Source organism: Campylobacter sp. US25a (assembly GCF_004379075.1).
Classification (GTDB): domain Bacteria; phylum Campylobacterota; class Campylobacteria; order Campylobacterales; family Campylobacteraceae; genus Campylobacter_D; species Campylobacter_D jejuni.
This window is the reverse complement of sequence record NZ_RYYM01000004.1, coordinates 15,141-36,199: the sequence shown is the minus strand read 5'-3', so window position 1 is coordinate 36,199 and position 21,059 is coordinate 15,141. Positions and strand designations below refer to the sequence as shown.

Annotated in this window: 19 protein-coding genes and 2 pseudogenes; 19 read left to right on the top strand and 2 right to left on the bottom strand. The window is 32.5% G+C overall.

Going from position 1 to position 21,059, the window contains the following annotated elements; translation table 11 throughout:
- Window positions 1–15 precede the first annotated feature (15 nt).
- Both peb2 and ELQ12_RS04345 read right to left on the bottom strand, forming a co-directional pair.
- Window positions 16–756: an AcfC family adhesin PEB2 gene (peb2, locus tag ELQ12_RS04350; protein ID WP_070243383.1), complete on the bottom strand. Its 741-nt coding sequence runs from the start codon at window positions 754–756 to the stop codon at window positions 16–18.
- Between the two features lie 47 nt (window positions 757–803).
- Entirely contained in the window at window positions 804–2,834 is a 2,031-nt protein-coding gene (locus ELQ12_RS04345; RefSeq protein ID WP_126217823.1) for an ATP-dependent helicase, read from the bottom strand.
- A 128-nt stretch (window positions 2,835–2,962) separates the two neighbouring features.
- Between ELQ12_RS04345 and ELQ12_RS04340 the strand changes: the two genes are divergently transcribed.
- The 19 genes and pseudogenes from ELQ12_RS04340 to cysE all read left to right on the top strand — a co-directional run bounded on the left by ELQ12_RS04340 (window position 2,963) and on the right by cysE (window position 21,041).
- On the top strand, window positions 2,963–3,982 hold the full coding sequence (locus tag ELQ12_RS04340; protein ID WP_052859186.1) for a hypothetical protein: 1,020 nt from the start codon (window positions 2,963–2,965) through the stop codon (window positions 3,980–3,982).
- Between the two features lie 22 nt (window positions 3,983–4,004).
- Window positions 4,005–6,617, top strand: coding sequence for a valine--tRNA ligase (locus ELQ12_RS04335; RefSeq protein WP_002872108.1), 2,613 nt, complete (start codon window positions 4,005–4,007; stop codon window positions 6,615–6,617).
- Between the two features lie 4 nt (window positions 6,618–6,621).
- Window positions 6,622–7,632 carry a methionine ABC transporter ATP-binding protein gene (locus ELQ12_RS04330; RefSeq protein ID WP_002872109.1) on the top strand — a complete coding sequence of 337 codons (1,011 nt, stop codon included), beginning with the start codon at window positions 6,622–6,624 and terminating at the stop codon, window positions 7,630–7,632.
- On the top strand, window positions 7,629–8,540 hold the full coding sequence (locus ELQ12_RS04325) for a methionine ABC transporter permease (protein ID WP_002861419.1): 912 nt from the start codon (window positions 7,629–7,631) through the stop codon (window positions 8,538–8,540). The genes ELQ12_RS04330 and ELQ12_RS04325 overlap by 4 nt, the downstream gene beginning before the upstream one ends.
- A 191-nt stretch (window positions 8,541–8,731) precedes the next feature.
- Window positions 8,732–9,505 carry a MetQ/NlpA family ABC transporter substrate-binding protein gene (locus tag ELQ12_RS04320; protein WP_002861418.1) on the top strand — a complete coding sequence of 258 codons (774 nt, stop codon included), beginning with the start codon at window positions 8,732–8,734 and terminating at the stop codon, window positions 9,503–9,505.
- A 46-nt stretch (window positions 9,506–9,551) separates the two neighbouring features.
- The gene (locus ELQ12_RS04315; protein WP_134264589.1) at window positions 9,552–10,322 is read left to right on the top strand and encodes a MetQ/NlpA family ABC transporter substrate-binding protein; all 771 of its coding nucleotides are present in this window, start codon (window positions 9,552–9,554) and stop codon (window positions 10,320–10,322) included.
- A gap of 9 nt (window positions 10,323–10,331) precedes the next feature.
- Window positions 10,332–10,592, top strand: a pseudogene (locus ELQ12_RS04310) (MetQ/NlpA family ABC transporter substrate-binding protein); the annotation flags it as partial.
- A 164-nt stretch (window positions 10,593–10,756) separates the two neighbouring features.
- Entirely contained in the window at window positions 10,757–11,140 is a 384-nt protein-coding gene (locus ELQ12_RS04305; protein ID WP_208379389.1) for a hypothetical protein, read from the top strand.
- Window positions 11,141–11,174: 34 nt separating this feature from the next.
- Window positions 11,175–11,369 carry a hypothetical protein gene (locus ELQ12_RS04300; protein WP_002904440.1) on the top strand — a complete coding sequence of 65 codons (195 nt, stop codon included), beginning with the start codon at window positions 11,175–11,177 and terminating at the stop codon, window positions 11,367–11,369.
- A 301-nt stretch (window positions 11,370–11,670) separates the two neighbouring features.
- The gene (gene tet(O), locus ELQ12_RS04295; protein WP_010790859.1) at window positions 11,671–13,590 is read left to right on the top strand and encodes a tetracycline resistance ribosomal protection protein Tet(O); all 1,920 of its coding nucleotides are present in this window, start codon (window positions 11,671–11,673) and stop codon (window positions 13,588–13,590) included.
- A gap of 51 nt (window positions 13,591–13,641) precedes the next feature.
- Entirely contained in the window at window positions 13,642–13,815 is a 174-nt protein-coding gene (locus tag ELQ12_RS04290; protein WP_002779755.1) for a cysteine-rich KTR domain-containing protein, read from the top strand.
- A 628-nt stretch (window positions 13,816–14,443) separates the two neighbouring features.
- Window positions 14,444–14,957: pseudogene (locus ELQ12_RS04270) on the top strand (MetQ/NlpA family ABC transporter substrate-binding protein); the annotation flags it as partial.
- Between the two features lie 83 nt (window positions 14,958–15,040).
- Complete coding sequence (flgA, locus tag ELQ12_RS04265; RefSeq protein WP_044794552.1) at window positions 15,041–15,703, top strand: flagellar basal body P-ring formation chaperone FlgA; 663 nt, start codon at window positions 15,041–15,043, stop codon at window positions 15,701–15,703.
- A complete protein-coding gene (locus tag ELQ12_RS04260) occupies window positions 15,700–16,263 on the top strand; it encodes a UbiX family flavin prenyltransferase (protein WP_070243371.1) in 564 nt (187 codons plus the stop codon). The genes flgA and ELQ12_RS04260 overlap by 4 nt, the downstream gene beginning before the upstream one ends.
- 39 nt (window positions 16,264–16,302) lie before the next feature.
- Window positions 16,303–16,779 carry a pantetheine-phosphate adenylyltransferase gene (coaD, locus tag ELQ12_RS04255; RefSeq protein WP_002852633.1) on the top strand — a complete coding sequence of 159 codons (477 nt, stop codon included), beginning with the start codon at window positions 16,303–16,305 and terminating at the stop codon, window positions 16,777–16,779.
- A complete protein-coding gene (tmk, locus tag ELQ12_RS04250; protein ID WP_070261319.1) occupies window positions 16,770–17,351 on the top strand; it encodes a dTMP kinase in 582 nt (193 codons plus the stop codon). Before coaD ends, tmk begins: the two co-directional genes overlap by 10 nt.
- Complete coding sequence (gene hisS / locus ELQ12_RS04245) at window positions 17,344–18,570, top strand: histidine--tRNA ligase (RefSeq protein WP_134264587.1); 1,227 nt, start codon at window positions 17,344–17,346, stop codon at window positions 18,568–18,570. Before tmk ends, hisS begins: the two co-directional genes overlap by 8 nt.
- Entirely contained in the window at window positions 18,567–20,402 is a 1,836-nt protein-coding gene (gene speA, locus ELQ12_RS04240) for a biosynthetic arginine decarboxylase (RefSeq protein ID WP_074487182.1), read from the top strand. The genes hisS and speA overlap by 4 nt, the downstream gene beginning before the upstream one ends.
- A complete protein-coding gene (cysE, locus tag ELQ12_RS04235; protein WP_002880640.1) occupies window positions 20,403–21,041 on the top strand; it encodes a serine O-acetyltransferase in 639 nt (212 codons plus the stop codon).
- Window positions 21,042–21,059: the final 18 nt, after the last annotated feature.

Genomic DNA, 21,059 nt, shown 5'->3' with positions numbered 1-21,059 from the left:
TAATTTCACTGAAAATTATTTTACTTCTTTCCAAGTATATTTTTTCCACACTTTTTGAGCTTCCTTACTCTTAATAAAATCTACAAATTCTAAAGCTTTTTTATTTTCTAAACCTTTTTTTGTAGGAGCTATTTCAGCTGCACGATAAATCACTGCATTTTTATCTTTGATAAATAAAGCTTTATCATCGCCTAAAGCCTTTGCCCAATGAGACCAAATGATTAAAGCATCAATATTTGGATTGTTATTCCACTCATCTACAGCAACTTTGGAATTTTTAGCATAAATTTTTATATTTTTACGTAATTTTACCAAATTTTCTCTTTTTGCACTTTTTAAAGCCATATCTTCATAAAGTCCAACTTGTCCTGCACCATCAACCACCATAACATTTACGCCATCTTTTAAAATGTCTTCAAAATTTTTAATATTTTTTGGATTATTTGGACGCACGATAATACCTGATGGACGCACATTTAAAACGCTTAAATTTTCCAAACTTAAACTTGGAATTTTTTTAGCAAAATCATCCATCATTGAAGTATTGCCTGAAAAAATCAAATCTGCATTTTCTTTTGCTTTATCTATCCAAGCTGGAGTTGGACCTGCGGTTACAATCACCTTTTCTTTTGTTTTTTCCTCAAATTTTAAAGCAAGCTCTTTTAGCACAGAAGCAGGACCACCTGGACCATAAACTAAAATTTCAGCATTTAAAAAACTTGCTGCTACTAAACTTAAAATTAATATTTTTTTCATAAAATAAACCTTTCTTTATAATATAACTTACTTGAAAGAAAAATCTATCAATCTATAGTTAACTCTCCCTTGCAAAGCCCTGCTTCTATAAGAAAACGAGAAGGAGTAAAAGAAGTTTTTTTGTTTTTATCATATTTAGCATAGCTTAAATAAAGTATATTTTTTGCCCTAGTTACCGCAACATAAAAAAGTCTTCTTTCTTCTTCTAAGCTTCCACCCATTCCCATAAGCTTTTGATTAGGAAAGCGACCTTGCGCAAGATCAATCACAAAAACAAGATCAAATTCCAAGCCCTTACTTGCATGCACGCTAAGCAAATTAACTCCTTTGCCACTACTCATTTCGCTTGCACCTAAAGTTAGAAAATTATAATACTTGTAAATATCGCTATAATTTTTTGTAAGCTCTTTTAAAACATTGAATTTTGTTTCTATTTTTTCTAAATTTTCACTCTTTCTTAATAAATCCACCTGCCCTGCTTTATTTGTCGCTCTTTTGGTTGCAAGTTCTTCGCAAATTTCTCTATAAAAAGAATTTTCACAAATTAAATTGACTAAAGTCAAAGAATGTTTTATTTCCATAGCTTTTTTTAAAAAAAGATAGATTTTTTCCAAATTTCTAGCGCACAAATCATTGATTTTTGAAAGTCTTAAAATAGGATGTGCATCAAATTCACTCTCAAATTTAAAACGAGTTTCGCTGGCTAATTCTTCCAAATCTGCAAAAAGCCCAAGTTGATAATTTCTTTTTTGATGATTTTGCAAATTTACATTTTTATCAGGATCTAAAAAACCTTTTATTAAATTTCCATGCCCTAATTTTAAAAGTGCGTCAAAAATTTCTTTTGCTAAAACTCCACCCACACCTTTGGTATATTGAACCAAATGAATAAAAGCCATGATATCTTTAGGATTTACCACAAGCGCAAGCATGGAGCTAAAAGCTTTAACTTCCAAACTTTCAAAAAAACTTCCACTTCCCTTTCTCACACTTGCAATGCCCTGCTCCCTTAATGCTACTTCAACCCCATCAGCACTTGAGTTGTTGCGAAAAATCACGGCAATTTCTTCCAAACTTACTCCGCTTGTAAGTATCATTTTGGCTATATTTTGATACTGATCAAATAATTCTTCAAAAGTAAGCAAAGATGGGGCTTTAAACTCATCATTTCTTGTAACAATAAGTTCTTTTGGATATAATCTTTCGTTATTTAAAATCACTTTATTAGCCAAAGCTAAAATACTTCTTGATGAACGGTAGTTTTTATTTAAAGAAAAAATTTTTGCATCTTTAAAACGATCTTTAAACCCACCTATGATATTAATATCCGCTCCATTAAAAGCATAAATACTTTGATCATAATCCCCTACGCAAAACAAACTTTTACTATGAAAAGCCTCTATTAAGGAACTTTGCAAAGTGTTTGTGTCTTGATATTCATCTACTAAAATTTCATCAAATTCATATTTTTCTTCTTTTAAAAGCTCTTTTAGATTGATAAGTAAGTCATTAAAATCTACATAATTAAAACGCTTTTTTTCATTATCATATTCTTTTAAAATATCTTCATAAATTTCAGCATAAATACTTTGATCTTCGTAGTTTTGGCAAAACCAAGTATAAAAATCTTGATTGTGTGCTTTGTTTTGAAACAAAGAATAAAGATCATATAAATAACTTGATTGATAAGGTTTTATATCACTTAAATGCCTAAAAGTTCTTTTTTCATAGACACTTTTAAGTAGAGTTTTTAACTCGCTTGCTTGCTTTAAAATTATATTTTTATCCGCATTTCTAAGTAAGGTATAAGCCGTACTATGAAAAGTTCCTGCAAGTATTTTACTGGTAATATTTTTATCAAAAAATTTCCCTAAACGCCCTATCATTTCTTTACTGGCTTTATTTGTGAAAGTTAAAAGCATGATTTTTTGAGGTGCCACTCCCTTGCTTAAAAGATAAGAAATTCTTGCAACAATAGTAGAAGTTTTTCCCGTCCCTGCACTTGCAATAACAAGATTGTGTCCAAAATCAGCAGTAGCAGCAAGATATTGTTCATTATTTAATTTTGAAAGTGGCATTATTTTCCTTATAAAAGTTAAAATTATAAAAAAAAATTACTTAAAAATATAAAAATTTAAAATTACTTTATATTAGATTATAGTACAATGCTAAAATTATTTAACTTTCTGTTTTTAAGGGATAGCAAATGAATTTGAAAATTTTTTCTATTATTGTTGGCATATTAATTGCTGTTATTGTGATATTAGGTGGAACCTATTATTATCTTTTCGAATATTCAAAACCAAAGAATTACACCTTAAACACCAACACTTACACCGAGCAAAAATCGTATACCAATAACTACGATAATTCCTATTCGCCCTCGATCCAAACCAACAATAGTTCATCAGATATAAATATTAATAACAATACCATCCAAAAGCAAGAAACAAACCCATTAGATGAAAATCAAAGCTTAAGTAACAATACATTTAATACACCAATAAGTGAAAACAATCAAAGCTTAAATAATGACACCAACATAAGCAATAATATCAATACAAATGAAAATAAACAAATTTTAGATACAGATAAAGAAAAATTAAAACAAGAAAATAAACAAGCCAAAATAGAAGCTCTTAAAAAAGAAATCAGCAAACAACAAAAGATCTTAGAAAGAGAGAGAGCCGTAAAAAAAGAACTTCAATCAAACAAGTCAAACAAAAATAAATATCTAAATACCGCTAGAGAGTATCTAAGCATAGGAAAAAACAGTCGTTTAGAACCTGAACTTAGTACAGAAAATATGAAAGTTTATATTTTAGATGGAAAATTTTTAAGCCAATATAGAATCAATCTGTTAAAAGATATGCTAAGCGTTATACAAGATAATGCAAAAGATTATTATCTAAGTATTTTTGTTAAAATGCTACCAAAAGGGGAAATGAAATTAACTATCTATAACAAAGAAATTATCTTTTCAGATATGAAAAAAGCTTATAAATATATTAGCTTAGATAGATTAAGCCCATATTTAAACAATCCAAAAGAATTAAATGAACATGTAGCACGTGAAGAAATTTTAGAAAGACTTAAACTTCAAATTAAAAAAGATGGCAAAGGAAGTGATTTTTCTAAACATATCAAAAGTTTGAAAACTGGACTTAATACAGCACAATATTTCTTCCCGTTTTGTGAAATTATAGAAATTAGCTCTATTAAATAAGCTAAAACAATAAAGGCAAATAATGTATGATAAAAATTTAGAAAAAGAGTATTATCAAATTTGCGAAGAACGCGGATATTTTGAGATCGATGGCAATAAAACCATACAAGAAAAAGATAAAAATTTCTGCATTATGATGCCTCCTCCTAATGTCACTGGAGTTTTACACATAGGACATGCTTTAACCTTTACTCTACAAGACATTATGACGCGTTACAAAAGAATGGATGGCTATAAGGTTCTTTATCAACCAGGGCTTGATCACGCAGGTATTGCTACTCAAAATGTTGTAGAAAAACAACTCCTTGCTCAAGGCATTAAAAAAGAAGAACTAGGTAGAGAAAAATTTATAGAAAAAGTCTGGGAGTGGAAAGAGCAAAGCGGTGGAAAAATTTTAGACCAAATGAGAACACTAGGCATCACTCCTGCATGGAGTCGCTTGCGTTTTACTATGGATGAAGGTTTGGTTAATGCCGTAAAAAAAGCCTTTGTAGAACTTTATGATAAAAGACTTATTGTACGTGGAAACTATATGATCAATTGGTGTACTCACGATGGCGCTTTAAGTGATATAGAAGTTGAATACAAAGAAAATAAAGGAAAACTTTATCATATTAAATACTTTTTAAAAGATAGCGATGAATTTTTAGTAGTAGCCACAACGCGTCCTGAAACTTTTTTTGGCGATACTGCAGTTATGGTGCATCCTGATGATGAACGCTATACTAAATTTGTGGGCAAAGAAGTGATTTTGCCTATAAGCAAAAAAGCCATTAAAATTATAGCTGATGAACATGTAGAAAAAGAATTTGGAACAGGAGTTGTAAAAGTTACTCCCGCTCATGACATGAATGATTATGAAGTAGGACTTAGACATAATTTAGATTTTATAAGTGTTTTTGATGAAAAAGGAATTTTAAACGAGCATTGTTTAGAGTTTCAAGGTTTAGAACGCTTAGAAGCAAGAGAAAGAATCGTAGCTAAACTTGAAAGTCTTGGTTTTATAGAAAAAATAGAAGAGCATAACAATCAAATAGGATATTGTTATCGTTGTAACAATATAGTTGAACCTTATATCTCCAAACAATGGTTTGTAAAAAAAGAAATCGCCCAAGAAAGTATAGAAAAAGTTGCGCTTGGAGAAAGTAAATTTTACCCAAATCACTGGATAAATAGCTTTAATGCCTGGATGAAAGATTTAAGAGATTGGTGTATTTCAAGACAACTTTGGTGGGGACATCAAATTCCTGTGTATTATTGCGAATGCTCTCATGAATGGGCAAGCCAACATACGCCTAAAACTTGTCCGAAATGCCAAAGTCAAAATTTCAAACAAGATGAAGATGTGCTTGATACTTGGTTTTCTTCGGGGCTTTGGGCTATGAGTACTCTAGGCTGGGGAAATGAAAACTGGGGTAAAGATAAAATTTGGTCTGAAAAGGATTTAAAAGATTTTTATCCCAATTCTTTACTCATTACAGGTTTTGATATTTTATTTTTCTGGGTAGCTAGAATGATGTTTCAAAGCACTAATGCCTTACATAAACTTCCTTTTAAAGATATTTATTTACACGCTCTTGTGAAAGACGAGCAAGGTAGAAAAATGAGCAAAAGCCTTGGAAATGTTATCGACCCAAATGAAAGTATTAAAGAATATAGTGCCGATATTTTACGCTTTACTTTAGCGCTTCTTGCTATACAAGGACGCGATATTAAACTTAGTAATGATAAACTTTTACAAGTTAGAAATTTTACAAATAAAATTTATAATGCTACAAATTATCTGCTTTTAAATGAAAGTAAATTTGAAGATTTGGAAAATATCACACTTCATTCAGAATTAGCAAAATATATCTATGCCAAATTTCAAACTTGTGTTAAGGATGTAAGAGAAAATTTAGACAATTATCGCTTTAATGATGCAGCCAATACTCTATATAAATTCTTTTGGGATGATTTTTGCGATTGGGGTATAGAGCTTAGCAAAGCAGAAAAATCGAGTGTTAAAGAACTTGGTAGTATTTTCAAAGAAGCTTTAAAGCTCTTAAATCCTTTTATGCCTTTTATCAGTGAATATTTATATCATAAACTAAGCGATACAGAACTTAAAACAAGCCCTTCTATTATGATAAGCAAATATCCAAAATTTAAAGAACAAGATAAAAATATAGAAAAAATCTTTTCTTTACTTATAGAAAGCATAGTTGGTATCCGCCGTGCTAAAAGTTTAATCGATCTTGGAAATTCTAAAATAGAAAAAGCTTATATCAAATTTAACGATAGAAAAATCAAAAATGAAATCAAAGCTTATATGAATTTTATCATGATGCTCGCAAAGTGCGAGCAAATAGAATTTAGTGAAGAAAAATTACCAAAGGCAATATGTGATGTTAGCGAGAATTTAGAAATTTTTATTACGCTTGAAAATGTTGATTTAAGTGGTATTTTAACAAGACTTGAAAATCAAAAAAATAAGCTTGAAAAAGAAAGTTTCAAGCTTAACTCCATGCTTTCAAATGAAAAATTCATCGCTAACGCACCTAAAGAGGTGGTTGAGCAAAATAAAGAAGCTCTAGAAAATTTAAAAATTCAACTTGAAAAAATATCAGTTGAACTTCAAAATCTAAGAGGTTGAAAATTTGATAAAAATAAAAAATTTAAAAAAATATTATGGCAAAGAACTCGTGATAAACGATGTTTCTTTGGAGATTAAAAAGGGTGAAATTTACGCCATAGTAGGTCATAGTGGAGCTGGAAAATCCACTCTTTTAAGATGTATTAATGGACTTGAGAATTATCAAGAAGGAAGCTTAAAAGTCTTTGATCAAGAAATTAAAGATTTAAGTCAAAAAAAATCAAAAGAGCTGAGAGTGCTTAGAAAAGATATAGGGATGATTTTTCAAAATTTTGCCCTAATGGAGCGCAAAAATGTATTTGAAAATGTTGCTATGCCTTTAAGAACACACTATACTCAGTGTAAATTTCATGCCAAGCTTTTTAATAAAGAATACATGAGCGAAAAAGAAATTGCCCAAAAAGTCAATTCTTTGCTTGAAATCGTAGGACTTGATCATAAAAACAAATCCTACCCAAGAGAACTAAGTGGGGGGCAAAAACAACGCGTTGCTATTGCTAGAGCCTTAGCTTTAAACCCAAAAATTTTACTTAGCGATGAAGCTACTTCGGCTCTTGATCCAAACACTACAAAAAATATTTTAGAGCTTATATCTAAAATCAATACTGAATTTGGAATTACTGTTGTTTTAGTAACTCACGAAATGGATGTGGTAAAAGACATAGCTCAAAAAGCTTTATTGCTTGAACATGGACAAATCATAGGAAGCGGAGCAATTGATGAGCTTTTTTTAAGACCTAATGACAAAATGAAAGAATTTTTAGGAGAAAGTGATTTCTTACCTGAACACGGACTTAATATCAAACTTTACTTTCCAAAAGAAGTTGCCCAAAATAGCGTCATCACTCATATGGCAAGAACTCTAAATATAGACTTTAACATAGTTTGGGGCAAAATAGAAAAACTGAATGGAAAAGCCTTAGGAAATTTAGTTATAAATATAAATGAAAAGGATAAAGACAAGGTTCTTGATTACATAGAAAAAAGTGGAGTATTATGGGAGGTGGCATCATGAATGAAGAAAACATCTCTATCATCAGTGCTTTTTTTAGTAGAATTTCTCAATTTTTTAATGAATTTTCTTGGCAGGATATTAAAGAAGTGAGTTTAAGTTCTATTACAAGTTTCAGTGAAAATTATGAAAACATTTTAAAACCTGCGCTTAATGAAACAATTTATATGAGTTTAATGGCTGTACTATTCGGATTTTTACTGGCTATCATTCCTGGAATTTTACTTGCTATTTGGGATAAAAACGGAATTAAAGAAAATAAAATCGCTTATAGTATTTTAGATTTTATTACAAATATACTGCGTGCCTTTCCATTTTTAATTCTTATAGTTGTTCTTTTACCGCTTTCTAAAATCATAGTAGGCACAAGCATAGGCACAAATGCTGCCATAGTTCCTTTAGCTATCGGAATAGCTCCTTATTTGGCAAAGATGCTTGAAAGCGCTTTTAAAGAAATAGACAAAGGAATCATAGAAGCAGCAAAAAGTTATGGTGCTAGCAATATTCAAATTATATTCAAGGTTATCTTTAGTGAAGCTCTTCCTGCTATAATTAGTGGAATTACCCTAACTTTGATCTTTACCATTGGTTTTTCTGCTCTTGCTGGAACTGTCGGTGGTGGAGGTTTGGGAGATGTCGCTATTCGCTATGGTTATGAAAGATTTAACAAAGAAGTTATGATTCAAACTGTAGTTATTTTACTTATATTAGTTCAGTTAGTTCAAATTCTAGGTAATTTATTTTATACTTGGGCTAAAAATAGTAAAACTACATATATCATTGCCACTCTATTGATTTTACTTGGAGTTAGCATAGTTATCAATATAAACAATGATGAAAATTTCTTTTGGCAAGTAATTGTTTTTATCTTATTTTTAGGAAGTTTGCTTTATAAAGGTTTCAAAAAATAAGGAGATCATATCTCCTTTTAAGATAAATATAAGTTTTTTTAAGTAAAATTTAAACAAAAAATTAAAGGAATTAAAATGATGTATCAGATGCGTTAATCTGACTATCAACAAGTTTTTATATGCTTCTTCCTGATAGTCAGAGTGAATTTATTAAGATTAAAGCAAGCACAAAATGACTAAAAAGGAAAAAAATGAAAATCAAATCTTTATTTATAGCAAGTATTTTAACATTAAGTCTTAATGCAAATGCATTAGAAACCATCACAGTTGCAGCAACCCCTGTCCCTCATGCTGAAATCCTAGAACAAACAAAACCTGATCTAGAAAAACAAGGCTATAAACTTGAAATCAAAGAATTTACAGATTATGTTTTACCTAATCTAGCTGTTGATAATGGAGAAGCCGATGCAAATTTTTTCCAACATACTCCTTATTTGGAAGAATTTAATAAAAACAAAGGCACCAAACTTATCAAAGTAGCTGCCATACACATAGAACCTATGGCTGTTTACTCCAAGAAATATAAAAGTCTAGATGATATTAAAGAAGGGGTTAAAATCGCCATTCCAAATGATCCAACCAATGAAAGTAGAGCTTTAGATATTATTGCAAAAAAAGGTTTGGTAAAATTTAAAGATAAGGCTTTAAAAACACCTCTTGATATTATAGACAATCCTAAAAAAATTAAATTTGTAGAATTAAAGCCCGCACAACTTCCAAGAGCTTTAGATGATGTTGATTTTGCTGTAATTAATTCCAACTACGCTCTCTCTGCAAATCTAAATCCTGCAAAAGATAGCGTATTTATCGAAGATAAAGAAAGCCCGTATGCAAACATTCTTGTTGTAAGAGTAGGACATGAAAACGATCCAAAAATCAAAGCCTTAATCCAAGCTCTACAAAGTGATAAAATCAAACAATTTATCATAGAAAAATACAACGGATCTGTTTTACCTGCTTTTTAATTTTGTCCCTTGCCTAGGGACTTTTTTTAAATACAAAGGACTTTTTATGAATTTATTTAAAATTATTATACTCGCTTGCATTCTAAATTTATCTAGTCTATTTGCACAAAACATTACTATAGGAGCCACTCCAAATCCTTTTGGTAGCTTACTAGAACTAATGAAAGATGATTTTAAAAACAAAGGGTATGAGCTTAAAATAGTAGAATTTTCAGACTATATTTTGCCCAATCGTGCATTAGAGGAAAAAGAACTTGATGCAAATTTATATCAACACAAACCTTTTTTAGAAGAATACAACCTAAAAAAAGGTTCAAATTTAATTGCAACAACGCCTGTACTTATAGCTCCAGTAGGAGTTTATAGTAAAAAAATCAAAAATTTAGAAAATCTTAAAGAAGGTGCTAGAGTTGCTATACCTAATGATGCGACCAATGAAAGCAGAGCTTTAGAGCTTTTAGAGAAAGCAAAATTAATAGAGCTTAACAAAAATACTCTAAAAACCCCATTGGACATAAACAAAAATCCAAAAAAACTTAAATTTATAGAACTTAAATCCGCACAACTTCCAAGAGCTTTAGATGATGTTGATATTGCTATAATTAATTCTAATTTCGCACTTGGAGCCGGTCTGAATCCAAGTAAAGATACTATTTTTAGGGAAGATAAAAATAGCCCTTATGTAAATTATGTTGCGGTACGCTCAGAAGATAAAAATAGCGAAAAAACCAAAGTAATTGATGAAATTTTAAGAAGCGATAAATTTAAAGCCATCATTAATAAACATTATAAAGATATATTAATCCCAGCTTTTTAGGAGTATAGCATGAATATTAAAAAAATATTTTTAAGTGTTTTATTTACAATTAGCCTTAGTTTTGGGGCAGATAAAACCATAATCATAGGTGCAACACCAACGCCTTATGCTGAAATTTTAAATTTCTCTAAACCCTTATTTCAAGAAAAAGGTTGGAAGTTAATAGTTAAGGAATTTAATGACTATAATATACCTAATATCGCTTTAAATGAGAAAGATTTAGATGCAAATTTATATCAGCATAAACCTTTTTTAGATGATTTTAATACCGTGAGCGTTGGCATATCAAAAGGGACTTATATGATTGGTGGCTGCGGAAAATAAAAGAGGGAGCTTCTGTAGGGCATAGATACAGCTGCCTTTGCGTTTTGGCGTCCTATGCCGTTAAGTGCGATATTCCGGAAGATGAGCTTTTTACGGACGCTTTTTCCCTATTGCAGTTTCTTGATGATATGTCAGATGATGAGCATAACCGTTTTACTAAGCGTGATATAATGGACGCTATGCAGTTTTATCAAGAAAATTATGTCACATATAATCGAAGTGAAGCGGAAAGAGTATCGGCTATTCCTATGCCAGCGAATAAAAGGAATTACCAAAAACAGGCTGATCACTTAGAAGAAGCAAGGGCAATTCGTGATATTCGTATGAAAAGACAGGATAGGGATTGGAGAGAGGGAAATGGTAGACCAAAAGGCAGCGGAGAAAAGTCGAAGATTGTCGAAGAATGGCAGCGTCAGCACCCGGACGGAAAGAAAGCAGACTGCATACGGGAGACAGGATTGAGCAAGCCCACAGTTTACAAGTGGTGGAAGTAGGGCATACTTGAAATGCCGAAAGGCATATGGTATAATGCCAGTAGGCGAAAATGACAGAAGTGCTCATGTGGCACAGCAAAAAGCCCCGGAGGTCGCAACTCCGGGGCTTTTCTATTCCGTTCTGGGTGGGTGGCTTAATCCCAAGGCTGGCTACCAGTTATTCTTCTCCGTCCAACCATTTGCAGATGTAGTAGGCAACTACACTTGCCAAAACAGAGAGAAAAAATGACAGAAGTTCACTCATGCGGTTCACCCCCTTTCTCTACCTGTCTGGGGGCGGTAGCGTCGTTCATTATATCACAGGGGCAGAAATGCCACAAGAAGCCATTTCCCCTTGTTTATCATCAAAGCCATAAGGAAAAGAGTGTCAAGGGCGGTCATAGACCGCAGCGTTTACCCTTGATACTCTTTTTTGTTGGCTATAATGCCGGAGGGGAAAACGGCTATTGGAGTTATTTACCCAGTGATAGGAGTATTTATCACTGGGTATTTTTATGCCCTTTTTTGAGTGTTGATAGGAGGAAAATCACATGAAAATAATTAACTTAGGCATTCTGGCTCACGTTGACGCAGGAAAGACAACATTAACGGAAAGTTTATTGTATACCAGTGGTGCAATTGCAGAACTAGGGAGCGTAGATGAAGGCACAACAAGGACAGATACAATGAATTTGGAGCGTCAAAGGGGAATCACTATCCAGACAGCAGTGACATCTTTTCAGTGGGAGGATGTAAAAGTCAACATTATAGATACGCCAGGCCATATGGATTTTTTGGCGGAAGTATACCGTTCTTTATCCGTATTAGACGGAGCAGTATTATTAGTTTCTGCAAAGGATGGCATACAGGCACAGACCCGTATACTGTTTCATGCACTACAGATAATGAAGATTCCGACAATTTTTTTCATCAATAAAATTGACCAAGAGGGGATTGATTTGCCAATGGTATATCGGGAAATGAAAGCAAAGCTTTCTTCGGAAATTATAGTGAAGCAAAAGGTTGGGCAGCATCCCCATATAAATGTAACGGACAATGACGATATGGAACAGTGGGATGCGGTAATTATGGGAAACGATGAACTATTAGAGAAATATATGTCAGGGAAACCGTTTAAAATGTCAGAACTGGAACAGGAAGAAAACAGGAGATTCCAAAACGGAACGTTATTTCCCGTTTATCACGGAAGCGCTAAAAACAATCTGGGGATTCGGCAGCTTATAGAAGTAATTGCCAGTAAATTTTATTCATCAACGCCTGAAGGTCAATCTGAACTATGCGGGCAGGTTTTTAAGATTGAATATTCAGAGAAAAGGCGGCGTTTTGTTTATGTGCGTATATATAGCGGAACATTGCATTTGAGGGATGTTATTAGAATATCTGAAAAAGAGAAAATAAAAATCACAGAGATGTGTGTTCCGACAAACGGTGAATTATATTCATCCGATACAGCCTGCTCTGGTGATATTGTAATTTTACCAAATGATGTTTTGCAGCTAAACAGTATTTTGGGGAACGAAATACTGTTGCCGCAGAGAAAATTTATTGAAAATCCTCTCCCTATGCTCCAAACAACGATTGCAGTAAAGAAATCTGAACAGCGGGAAATATTGCTTGGGGCACTTACAGAAATTTCAGATGGCGACCCTCTTTTAAAATATTATGTGGATACTACAACGCATGAGATTATACTTTCTTTTTTGGGGAATGTGCAGATGGAAGTCATTTGTGCCATCCTTGAGGAAAAATATCATGTGGAGGCAGAAATAAAAGAGCCTACTGTTATATATATGGAAAGACCGCTTAGAAAAGCAGAATATACCATCCACATAGAAGTCCCGCCAAATCCTTTCTGGGCTTCTGTCGGGTTGTCCATAGAGCCGCTCCCTATTGGAAGCGGAGTGCAGTATGAAAGCAGAGTTTCACTTGGATATTTAAATCAATCGTTCCAAAATGCGGTTATGGAGGGGGTTCTTTATGGCTGCGAGCAGGGGCTGTATGGATGGAAAGTGACAGACTGTAAAATCTGTTTTGAATATGGATTGTATTATAGTCCTGTAAGTACCCCCGCAGACTTTCGGCTGCTTTCCCCTATCGTATTGGAGCAGGCTTTAAAAAAAGCAGGGACAGAACTATTAGAGCCATATCTCCACTTTGAAATTTATGCACCGCAGGAATATCTCTCACGGGCGTATCATGATGCTCCAAGGTATTGTGCAGATATTGTAAGTACTCAGATAAAGAATGACGAGGTCATTCTGAAAGGAGAAATCCCTGCTAGATGTATTCAAGAATACAGGAACGATTTAACTTGTTTCACAAATGGGCAGGGAGTCTGCTTGACAGAGTTAAAAGGATACCAGCCAGCTATTGGTAAATTTATTTGCCAACCCCGCCGCCCGAATAGCCGTATAGATAAGGTTCGGCATATGTTCCACAAGTTAGCTTAACAGCTTGCAAAAGTCATATAAAATGAGATTTGAAAGGATTAGAGACTAATTATGATGAAATGCGAATGGATATTGTGTCCTGTTTGTGGGAGCAAAACCCGTAATAAAATTAGGAAGGACACTGTTTTGGAGAATTATCCCCTTTATTGTCCAAAATGCAGACAAGAAAGATTGATTAAAGTTGACAACTTGAAGATAACTGTCATCAAAGAGCCAGACGCTTAAGACGCAGAGCCGATGAAATTGTGGAACAATTCACGAATCATCGGCTCTTTTTGTTTCGTATTTGAAAGAACAAACTCACCAAATAAAAAAAACGATATTCGGGTGGGTTATTTTGTTATACCCTAAATTACCCTCTGAATTTGTTTTTAAATTTGGAGGGATTTTTTTATGTCCTTTTTTCGGGCAGTTATCTATCTGCTCATACGAAGCAAAATTTATCAATACATAGCATATCAGAGAACGGCAGGAAACCAGTTAAAAAAATTTCTGCCAGTGCAACGGTACTTCTCACCTTGAAAGTAGAAGTACAATCTCCATACAATAGAATTACTATTTCCTATAACCGTAAAGGTCACAGAGCCTTTGCGGTTTTTCTTTTGTCGATTTTTGTTGGAAAGTGCCGTAGGGCTGTTTCTGATATGCGGTGTCGTTCTCCGCCTCTCCATCTGGATTTTTTACATTTCAAAAATTCAGATGGGAGGTATTTATGGTGAAATATGCACCAAGAAAGGTATATATCAGAGAAAGTGGCGGCTATGTGGAATTATCCTACACGGAGTTCTGCCGTTGCAGGGAATCCGACCAGACCTTGAAGCACAGGGGGAAGTAACGGAACGGACGGACAGCCCACAAAGGAACAAATTTAAGTTCTTTAGGTGCTATTGTTTTAGTTCCTATGGCTATATATTCTAACTCCATAAAAGATAAAAGACATTCCTAATGGTGCTAAAATCGCTATACCTAATGATGCTACCAATGAAAGCAGAGCCCTTGATTTACTAGCTAAAGCAAATTTAATAGAATTTAAAAGTCAAAACACCCTTAAAACCCCTATTGACATAAGTAAAAATCCAAAAAAACTTAAATTTATAGAGCTTAAAGCCGCACAACTTCCAAGAGCCCTAAATGATACTGATTTGGCTGTTATTACCACAAACTATGCTCTTGGAGCAGGTTTAAACCCTTTAAAAGATGGTATTTTTATAGAAGATAAAGATAGTTTATATGCTATTGTTTTAGCTGCAAGAAAAGGTGAAGAAACAAGTCAAAAAAGTCTTGTTATTAAAGAAATTTTAACAAGCGATAAAATTAAAAATTTTATCATAGAAAAATACAAAGGCTCTGTTATCCCTACTTTTTAACTCTATACAAAGCCTTCTAAAGGCTTTGTTAAACTTATAAAAGCTAAAATACTATTTATTGCATTATAATTCTTAGGATAAAAATGAAAATTATTTTTTTAACTTTTTTTATTGTGATAAATTATATCCAAGCAACTAGTTTAGAAGAAATCAAAACAGCACTAGCTAAAGAATTTAGAAATAATTTTCCTAAAATTATAATTTCTCAAATTGATTTAAAAATAACATCATTGCCTAAAGATTTTGATCAATATGAATTTCTAAGAATCGCTAATGGGCGTTTTAATCAAGCACAAGGCTTTTTAAGGGCTGAATTTAAAACTCCGCAAAATATACAAAAAAATGTATTTTTTAGATATTTCATTCAAGCAAATTTAGAAGTTTTAAAAAGCGAACGCGCTATAAAAAGAGGAGATAAACTTGGAGCTTTTGACTATAAAAGCGTATTGATTGATTTTGATAAAGTTCCTTTAAATGCCTTAACCTTAGATGATGTAGATAATCTTGTAGCTAAAAGCAATATTAACAAAAACGCCATTTTAAGAGCAAATATGTTTAAAACCACAGCTTTAATACGCCGAAATGATCCTATAATCGGAGTTTTAAGTGAAGCAAATGTTGATGTTTTAATCGAACTTGTGGCTTTGCAAAGTGCAAATATGGGCGAAAGGATTCGTGCAAAAAACAAAGAAGGTAAAGTTATGCAAGGCATCGTAGTGGGTAAAAATAGGATGATTATACAATGAAGGTTTTATTAGGAATTTCTGGTTCAAGCAGTGTCAATTTAGGCTTAAAATTATTAAAAAATTTAGAAAATCAATGCGAACTTTATTGTATTTTAACTCAAGGTGCAAAACTTAGTTTCAAAGCTGAAAATGAAGCAAATTTAGAAGAAATTTGTCAAGAAAATTTTAAATACACTCATTTTTTAGATGATAAAAATTTAAGTCTAAGTGTAGCAAGTGGATCTTTTGGAATAGAAAAAACTATCATTGCTCCTTGTTCGATTTCAAGTTTAGCAAAAATTCACGCTGGTTTTGCAGACACTCTTTTAATGCGTGCTGCAGCAGTGGCCTTAAAAGAAAGAAAAAAACTCATCTTAGGCATACGTGAAATGCCTTTTTCTACTTTAAATTTAGAACATATGTTAAAACTTAGCCAAATGGGAGTTATTATCGCACCTCCTATTATCGCAAGTTATTCTAAAGCAAACAATCTAGAACAAATGGAAAATTTTATCGTAGGTAAATGGCTAGATCTTTTAGAAATAAAACACAATTTATATGAAAAATGGCAAAATTTTTAGTTTAAATTTGTTATATTTTTAAAAAAAATTGGAGCAAAAATGACTTGTTTATATCCTGGGACTTTTGATCCTATTACCAACGGGCATTTAGATGTTATAAAACGGGCTTTAAAAATTTTTGATGAAGTCATCGTTGCCATAGCAAAAAGTGAACATAAAAAACCTTGCTATGATTTAGAAAAACGCAAAGAACTAGCCCTGCTTGCAACACAAAATTTAAAAAATGTTAAAATCATTGCTTTTGATAATTTACTTGTAGATTTAGCCAAAGAATTAAAAGTTAATACTATAATCCGTGGACTTAGAGCGGTGAGTGATTTTGAATACGAATTGCAAATTGGCTATGCAAATCACGCACTTTGGGAAGATATGGAAACCATTTATCTTATGCCGAGTCTAAAACATGCTTTTATTTCAAGTTCTATTGTTCGCTCTATAGTAGCACATGGGGGCGATGTAAGTTCTCTTGTTCCAAAAGAAATTCTACCTTTTTTAAAGGATCAATCTTGTATGTAGTTTTTGAAGGTATTGACTGCGTAGGAAAAAGTACGCAAATTTCACTTTTAAAAGAAATTTACAAAGACGCCATTTTTACACTCGAACCTGGCGGAACAGAACTTGGAAAACATTTAAGAAAAATTTTACTTAATAAAACTCATCCTATTAGCAAAAGAGCTGAACTCTTGCTTTTTTTAGCTGATCGTGCTCAACATTTTGAAGAAATCTTAAAAACCAATCAAAACAAACTCATTATTAGCGATAGAAGTTTTATTTCAGGCATGGCTTATGCCAAAGATTTTGAAAACGATTTGCTTTTTGCTTTAAATAGTTTTGCTTTAGAAAATTTTTTTCCACAAAAAATTATCTTTTTAAAAGGAGATGCAAACCTTATCCAAGAACGCCTCAGTCAAAAAGAACTAGATAGCATAGAAAAACGTGGCATTGAGTATTTTTTAAGCGTGCAAGATAAACTCGAAAAAGTGCTTCATTTTTTAAAAGAAAAAATTTCTGTAGAAATTTTAACACTTGACGCAAAAGAAAGTAAAGAAAAATTACACCAACAAATAAAGGAATTTTTAAATGATTAACGCTTTAAAAGGAATGAAAGATTTATTAGATAAAGATGCATATTATTATGAAAAAGTGATTAAAACCTGTGAAGAAGTAGCTAAAAACTATGGCTTTACTTTTATCAATACACCGCATTTAGAACTTTGCACCCTTTTTAAAAGAAGCGTAGGAGAAAGTTCTGATATAGTAGGCAAAGAAATGTATGAATTTATCGATAAAGGCGAAAATCATGTTTGTATGCGTCCTGAAGGAACTGCTGGGGTGGTGCGTGCCTATATAGAAAAAAAACTCGATAAAAACACTAGTGTGAAAAGATGGTTTTATCATGGTTCCATGTTCCGCTATGAAAGACCCCAAAAGGGACGCTTAAGAGAATTTCATCAATTTGGCGTTGAAAGTTTTGGAAACGCAAGCGTTTATGAAGATGCAAGTATTATTTTAATGTTAGTAGAAATTTTTTCACGCTTAGATATTAAATTTAAACTACTGATTAACTCTTTAGGTTGTTTAGAATGTATGCCAAAATATCGTGAAAATTTAATACATTTTTTAGATAGCAAAGAAGGTTTTTGCGAGGATTGTTTGCGTAGAAAAAACTTAAATCCCATTCGTGTTTTAGACTGTAAAAATGAGCATTGCCAAAGCCTACTTAACGATGTTCCGCTTTTAAATCAAAATTTATGCTCATCTTGCCAAAAAGACTTTGAAATTTTACAAAACGTTTTAAAAGAAAATGGAGTGGATTTTGAAGTGGATCCTAAGCTTGTTAGAGGGCTTGATTACTACTCTAAAACGGCTTTTGAATTCATTAGCGATGAAATTGGTGCAAAAGCAGCCATAGCAGGGGGCGGGCGGTACGATAGATTGATAGAATATTTAGGCGGAAAAAGTGGCTATGGTGTAGGTTTTGCCATGGGCATAGAAAGAATTATAGCTATTTTAGAACAAAAAGAAGAAAAAGTCCAAAGAGAAGGAATTTATCTTTGTGCTATGGATGAAATTTATATCCAAAAACTTTTGCATATCGCTACAAATTTAAGAAAAGAATATAAAGTGTTTTTAAGCTATGAGGCAAGAAAACTAGCTAAACATCTCGAAAACGCGGATAAAAATAATGCTGAAATTTTTCTTTGTATGGGAGAAAATGAAGCACAAAATGAAAGTTTGTTTTATAAAAATTTAGCAAAAAAAGAAGAAAAAATGATTAAAATTTCAGACTTAAAGAAGGTTTTATAATGGATTATGGTATTGATATTTGGGGAAATGAAAATTTTATTATCAAAAATGGTAAAGTTTGTATCAATCATGAGAAAAAACCTGCTATTATTGATATAGTTAAAGAATTAAGAGACGATGGATACAAGGGGCCTTTACTTTTAAGATTTCCTCATCTTATTCAAAAACAAATTGAAAATATTTACGGAAATTTCAATAAAGCAAGAAAGGAATTTGGCTATAAAGGAGGATTTAACGCTGTTTATCCTTTAAAGGTCAATCAATACCCTGGTTTTGTAAAAAATCTTGTAAAGCTTGGAAAAGACTATAACTACGGACTTGAAGCAGGTTCTAAGGCAGAGCTTTTACTCGCTATGGCTTATAATAACGAAGGCGCACCTATTACAGTAAATGGCTTTAAAGATAGAGAACTTATCAATATAGGCTTTATCGCAGCTGAAATGGGACATAATATCACTTTAACCATAGAAGGACTTAATGAACTTGAAGCTATCATAGACATAGCCAAAGAACGCTTTAAACCTAAACCAAATATAGGCTTACGCGTGCGTTTGCATTCTGCTGGAGTTGGAATTTGGGCAAAAAGCGGTGGGATTAATTCTAAATTTGGACTTACATCCACTGAACTCATAGAAGCAGTAAATTTACTCAAAGAAAACAAACTTTTAGAACAATTTACCATGATTCACTTTCATCTAGGCTCACAAATTACCGAAATTCATCCTTTAAAAAAAGCCCTAAATGAAGCAGGAAATATCTATACAGAACTTAGAAAAATGGGGGCTAAAAATCTAAAAGCTATTAATCTTGGTGGTGGTTTGGCTGTAGAATACTCACAATTTAAAAATGAAAAAAGTAGAAATTACACCCTAAGAGAATACGCTAACGATGTAGTTTTTATCCTAAAAAACATAGCTGAACAAAAAAAAGATTTAGAACCTGATATTTTTATAGAAAGTGGACGTTTTGTAGCAGCTAATCACGCTGTTTTAATCGCTCCTGTATTGGAACTTTTTTCTCAAGAATATGCAGAAAACAAACTCATACTTAAAAAACAAAATCCAAAACTTATCGATGAGCTTTATGATCTTTATAAAAGCATAAAACCTTCCAATGCATTAGAATACTTGCACGATAGCATAGATCATTTAGAGAGTATTTTAACTCTTTTTGATTTGGGCTATGTGGATTTACAAGATCGCTCCAATGCTGAAATTTTAACTCATTTGATTACAAAAAAAGCCATCTTGCTTTTAGGCGATAAGCAAAATCCTGCGGATTTACTTGCCATACAAGATGAAGTACAAGAAAGGTATTTGGTAAATTTTTCGCTCTTTCAAAGCATACCTGATTTTTGGGGCTTAGAACAGAATTTCCCCATCATGCCACTTGATCGCTTAGATGAAGAACCGACTCGAAGTGCAAGTATTTGGGATATAACCTGCGATAGTGATGGAGAAATTTCATACTCTAAAGATAAGCCTTTATTTTTACACGATGTAGATGTAGAAAAAGAAAATTATTTTCTAGGGTTTTTCCTTGTAGGTGCCTATCAAGAAGTACTTGGAATGAAACACAATCTTTTTACTCATCCTACTGAAGCTATTATAAGTATCAATGAAAAAGGCTATGAAGTTGAGGGGATTATAGAAGCACAATCCATACTTGATGCCTTAGAAGATTTAGACTATGATATACACGCTATCATGAATATACTTAATGAACGCATAAGTAATTCTAAGCTTGTCAATGACAAACAAAAAAAACATATTTTAGGGGAACTTTATCTCTTCTTAAATGATAATGGTTATTTAAAAAGTATAGGAGTTTAGATGAATTTTTGGGGTATTATAAAAGAAGATTTTTCTCAACCAAAGGCACAAGATCCAGCTTTTAATTCTTCTATAGAACTTTTTTTTAATTACCCTGGAGTATGGGCTGTGGTAAATTACCGTTTTGCACATTTTTTTTACATAAGAAATTTTAAACGCATTGCCAGAATGATTAGTGGAATTTCGCAATTTCTAACTGGAGTAGATTTACATCCTGGAGCAAAACTTGGAAGACGTATTTTTATAGATCATGCCAATGGGGTGGTTATAGGTCAAACAGCGATCATAGAAGATGATGTTTTAATTTATCAAGGCGTTACTTTAGGTGGAACAAGCCTTGAAAAAGGAATCAAACGCCATCCAACCATCAAAAAAGGAGTGATCATAGGCTCAGGTGCAAAAGTACTTGGCAATATCACCATAGGAGAAAATGCCAAAATAGGCTCAAATGCTGTAGTGGTTAAAGATGTAGGTGCAAATTTAACTGCCGTTGGAATTCCTGCTTATATTATCGAAGAGCGTAAAAATAAAAACATTAGAGCTATAGATGCAAATTGCGATGACAAACTAGAAAAGTTAGAAAAGAAAATTTTAGAACTTGAAAATCTTATATTAAAACGACCTGAATCACAAAAATAATAATTTTTTATAATACAT

Excerpts from the sequence above, each read along its gene's own strand:
- peb2 (WP_070243383.1), bottom strand. The coding sequence starts at position 756 with ATGAAAAAAATATTAATTTTAAGTTTAGTAGCAGCAAGTTTTTTAAAT.
- ELQ12_RS04345 (WP_126217823.1), bottom strand. The coding sequence starts at position 2,834 with ATGCCACTTTCAAAATTAAATAATGAACAATATCTTGCTGCTACTGCT.
- ELQ12_RS04340 (WP_052859186.1), top strand. The coding sequence starts at position 2,963 with ATGAATTTGAAAATTTTTTCTATTATTGTTGGCATATTAATTGCTGTT.
- ELQ12_RS04335 (WP_002872108.1), top strand. The coding sequence starts at position 4,005 with ATGTATGATAAAAATTTAGAAAAAGAGTATTATCAAATTTGCGAAGAA.
- ELQ12_RS04325 (WP_002861419.1), top strand. The coding sequence starts at position 7,629 with ATGAATGAAGAAAACATCTCTATCATCAGTGCTTTTTTTAGTAGAATT.
- ELQ12_RS04320 (WP_002861418.1), top strand. The coding sequence starts at position 8,732 with ATGAAAATCAAATCTTTATTTATAGCAAGTATTTTAACATTAAGTCTT.
- ELQ12_RS04315 (WP_134264589.1), top strand. The coding sequence starts at position 9,552 with ATGAATTTATTTAAAATTATTATACTCGCTTGCATTCTAAATTTATCT.
- ELQ12_RS04300 (WP_002904440.1), top strand. The coding sequence starts at position 11,175 with ATGCCAGTAGGCGAAAATGACAGAAGTGCTCATGTGGCACAGCAAAAA.
- ELQ12_RS04290 (WP_002779755.1), top strand. The coding sequence starts at position 13,642 with ATGATGAAATGCGAATGGATATTGTGTCCTGTTTGTGGGAGCAAAACC.
- flgA (WP_044794552.1), top strand. The coding sequence starts at position 15,041 with ATGAAAATTATTTTTTTAACTTTTTTTATTGTGATAAATTATATCCAA.
- ELQ12_RS04260 (WP_070243371.1), top strand. The coding sequence starts at position 15,700 with ATGAAGGTTTTATTAGGAATTTCTGGTTCAAGCAGTGTCAATTTAGGC.
- coaD (WP_002852633.1), top strand. The coding sequence starts at position 16,303 with ATGACTTGTTTATATCCTGGGACTTTTGATCCTATTACCAACGGGCAT.
- hisS (WP_134264587.1), top strand. The coding sequence starts at position 17,344 with ATGATTAACGCTTTAAAAGGAATGAAAGATTTATTAGATAAAGATGCA.
- cysE (WP_002880640.1), top strand. The coding sequence starts at position 20,403 with ATGAATTTTTGGGGTATTATAAAAGAAGATTTTTCTCAACCAAAGGCA.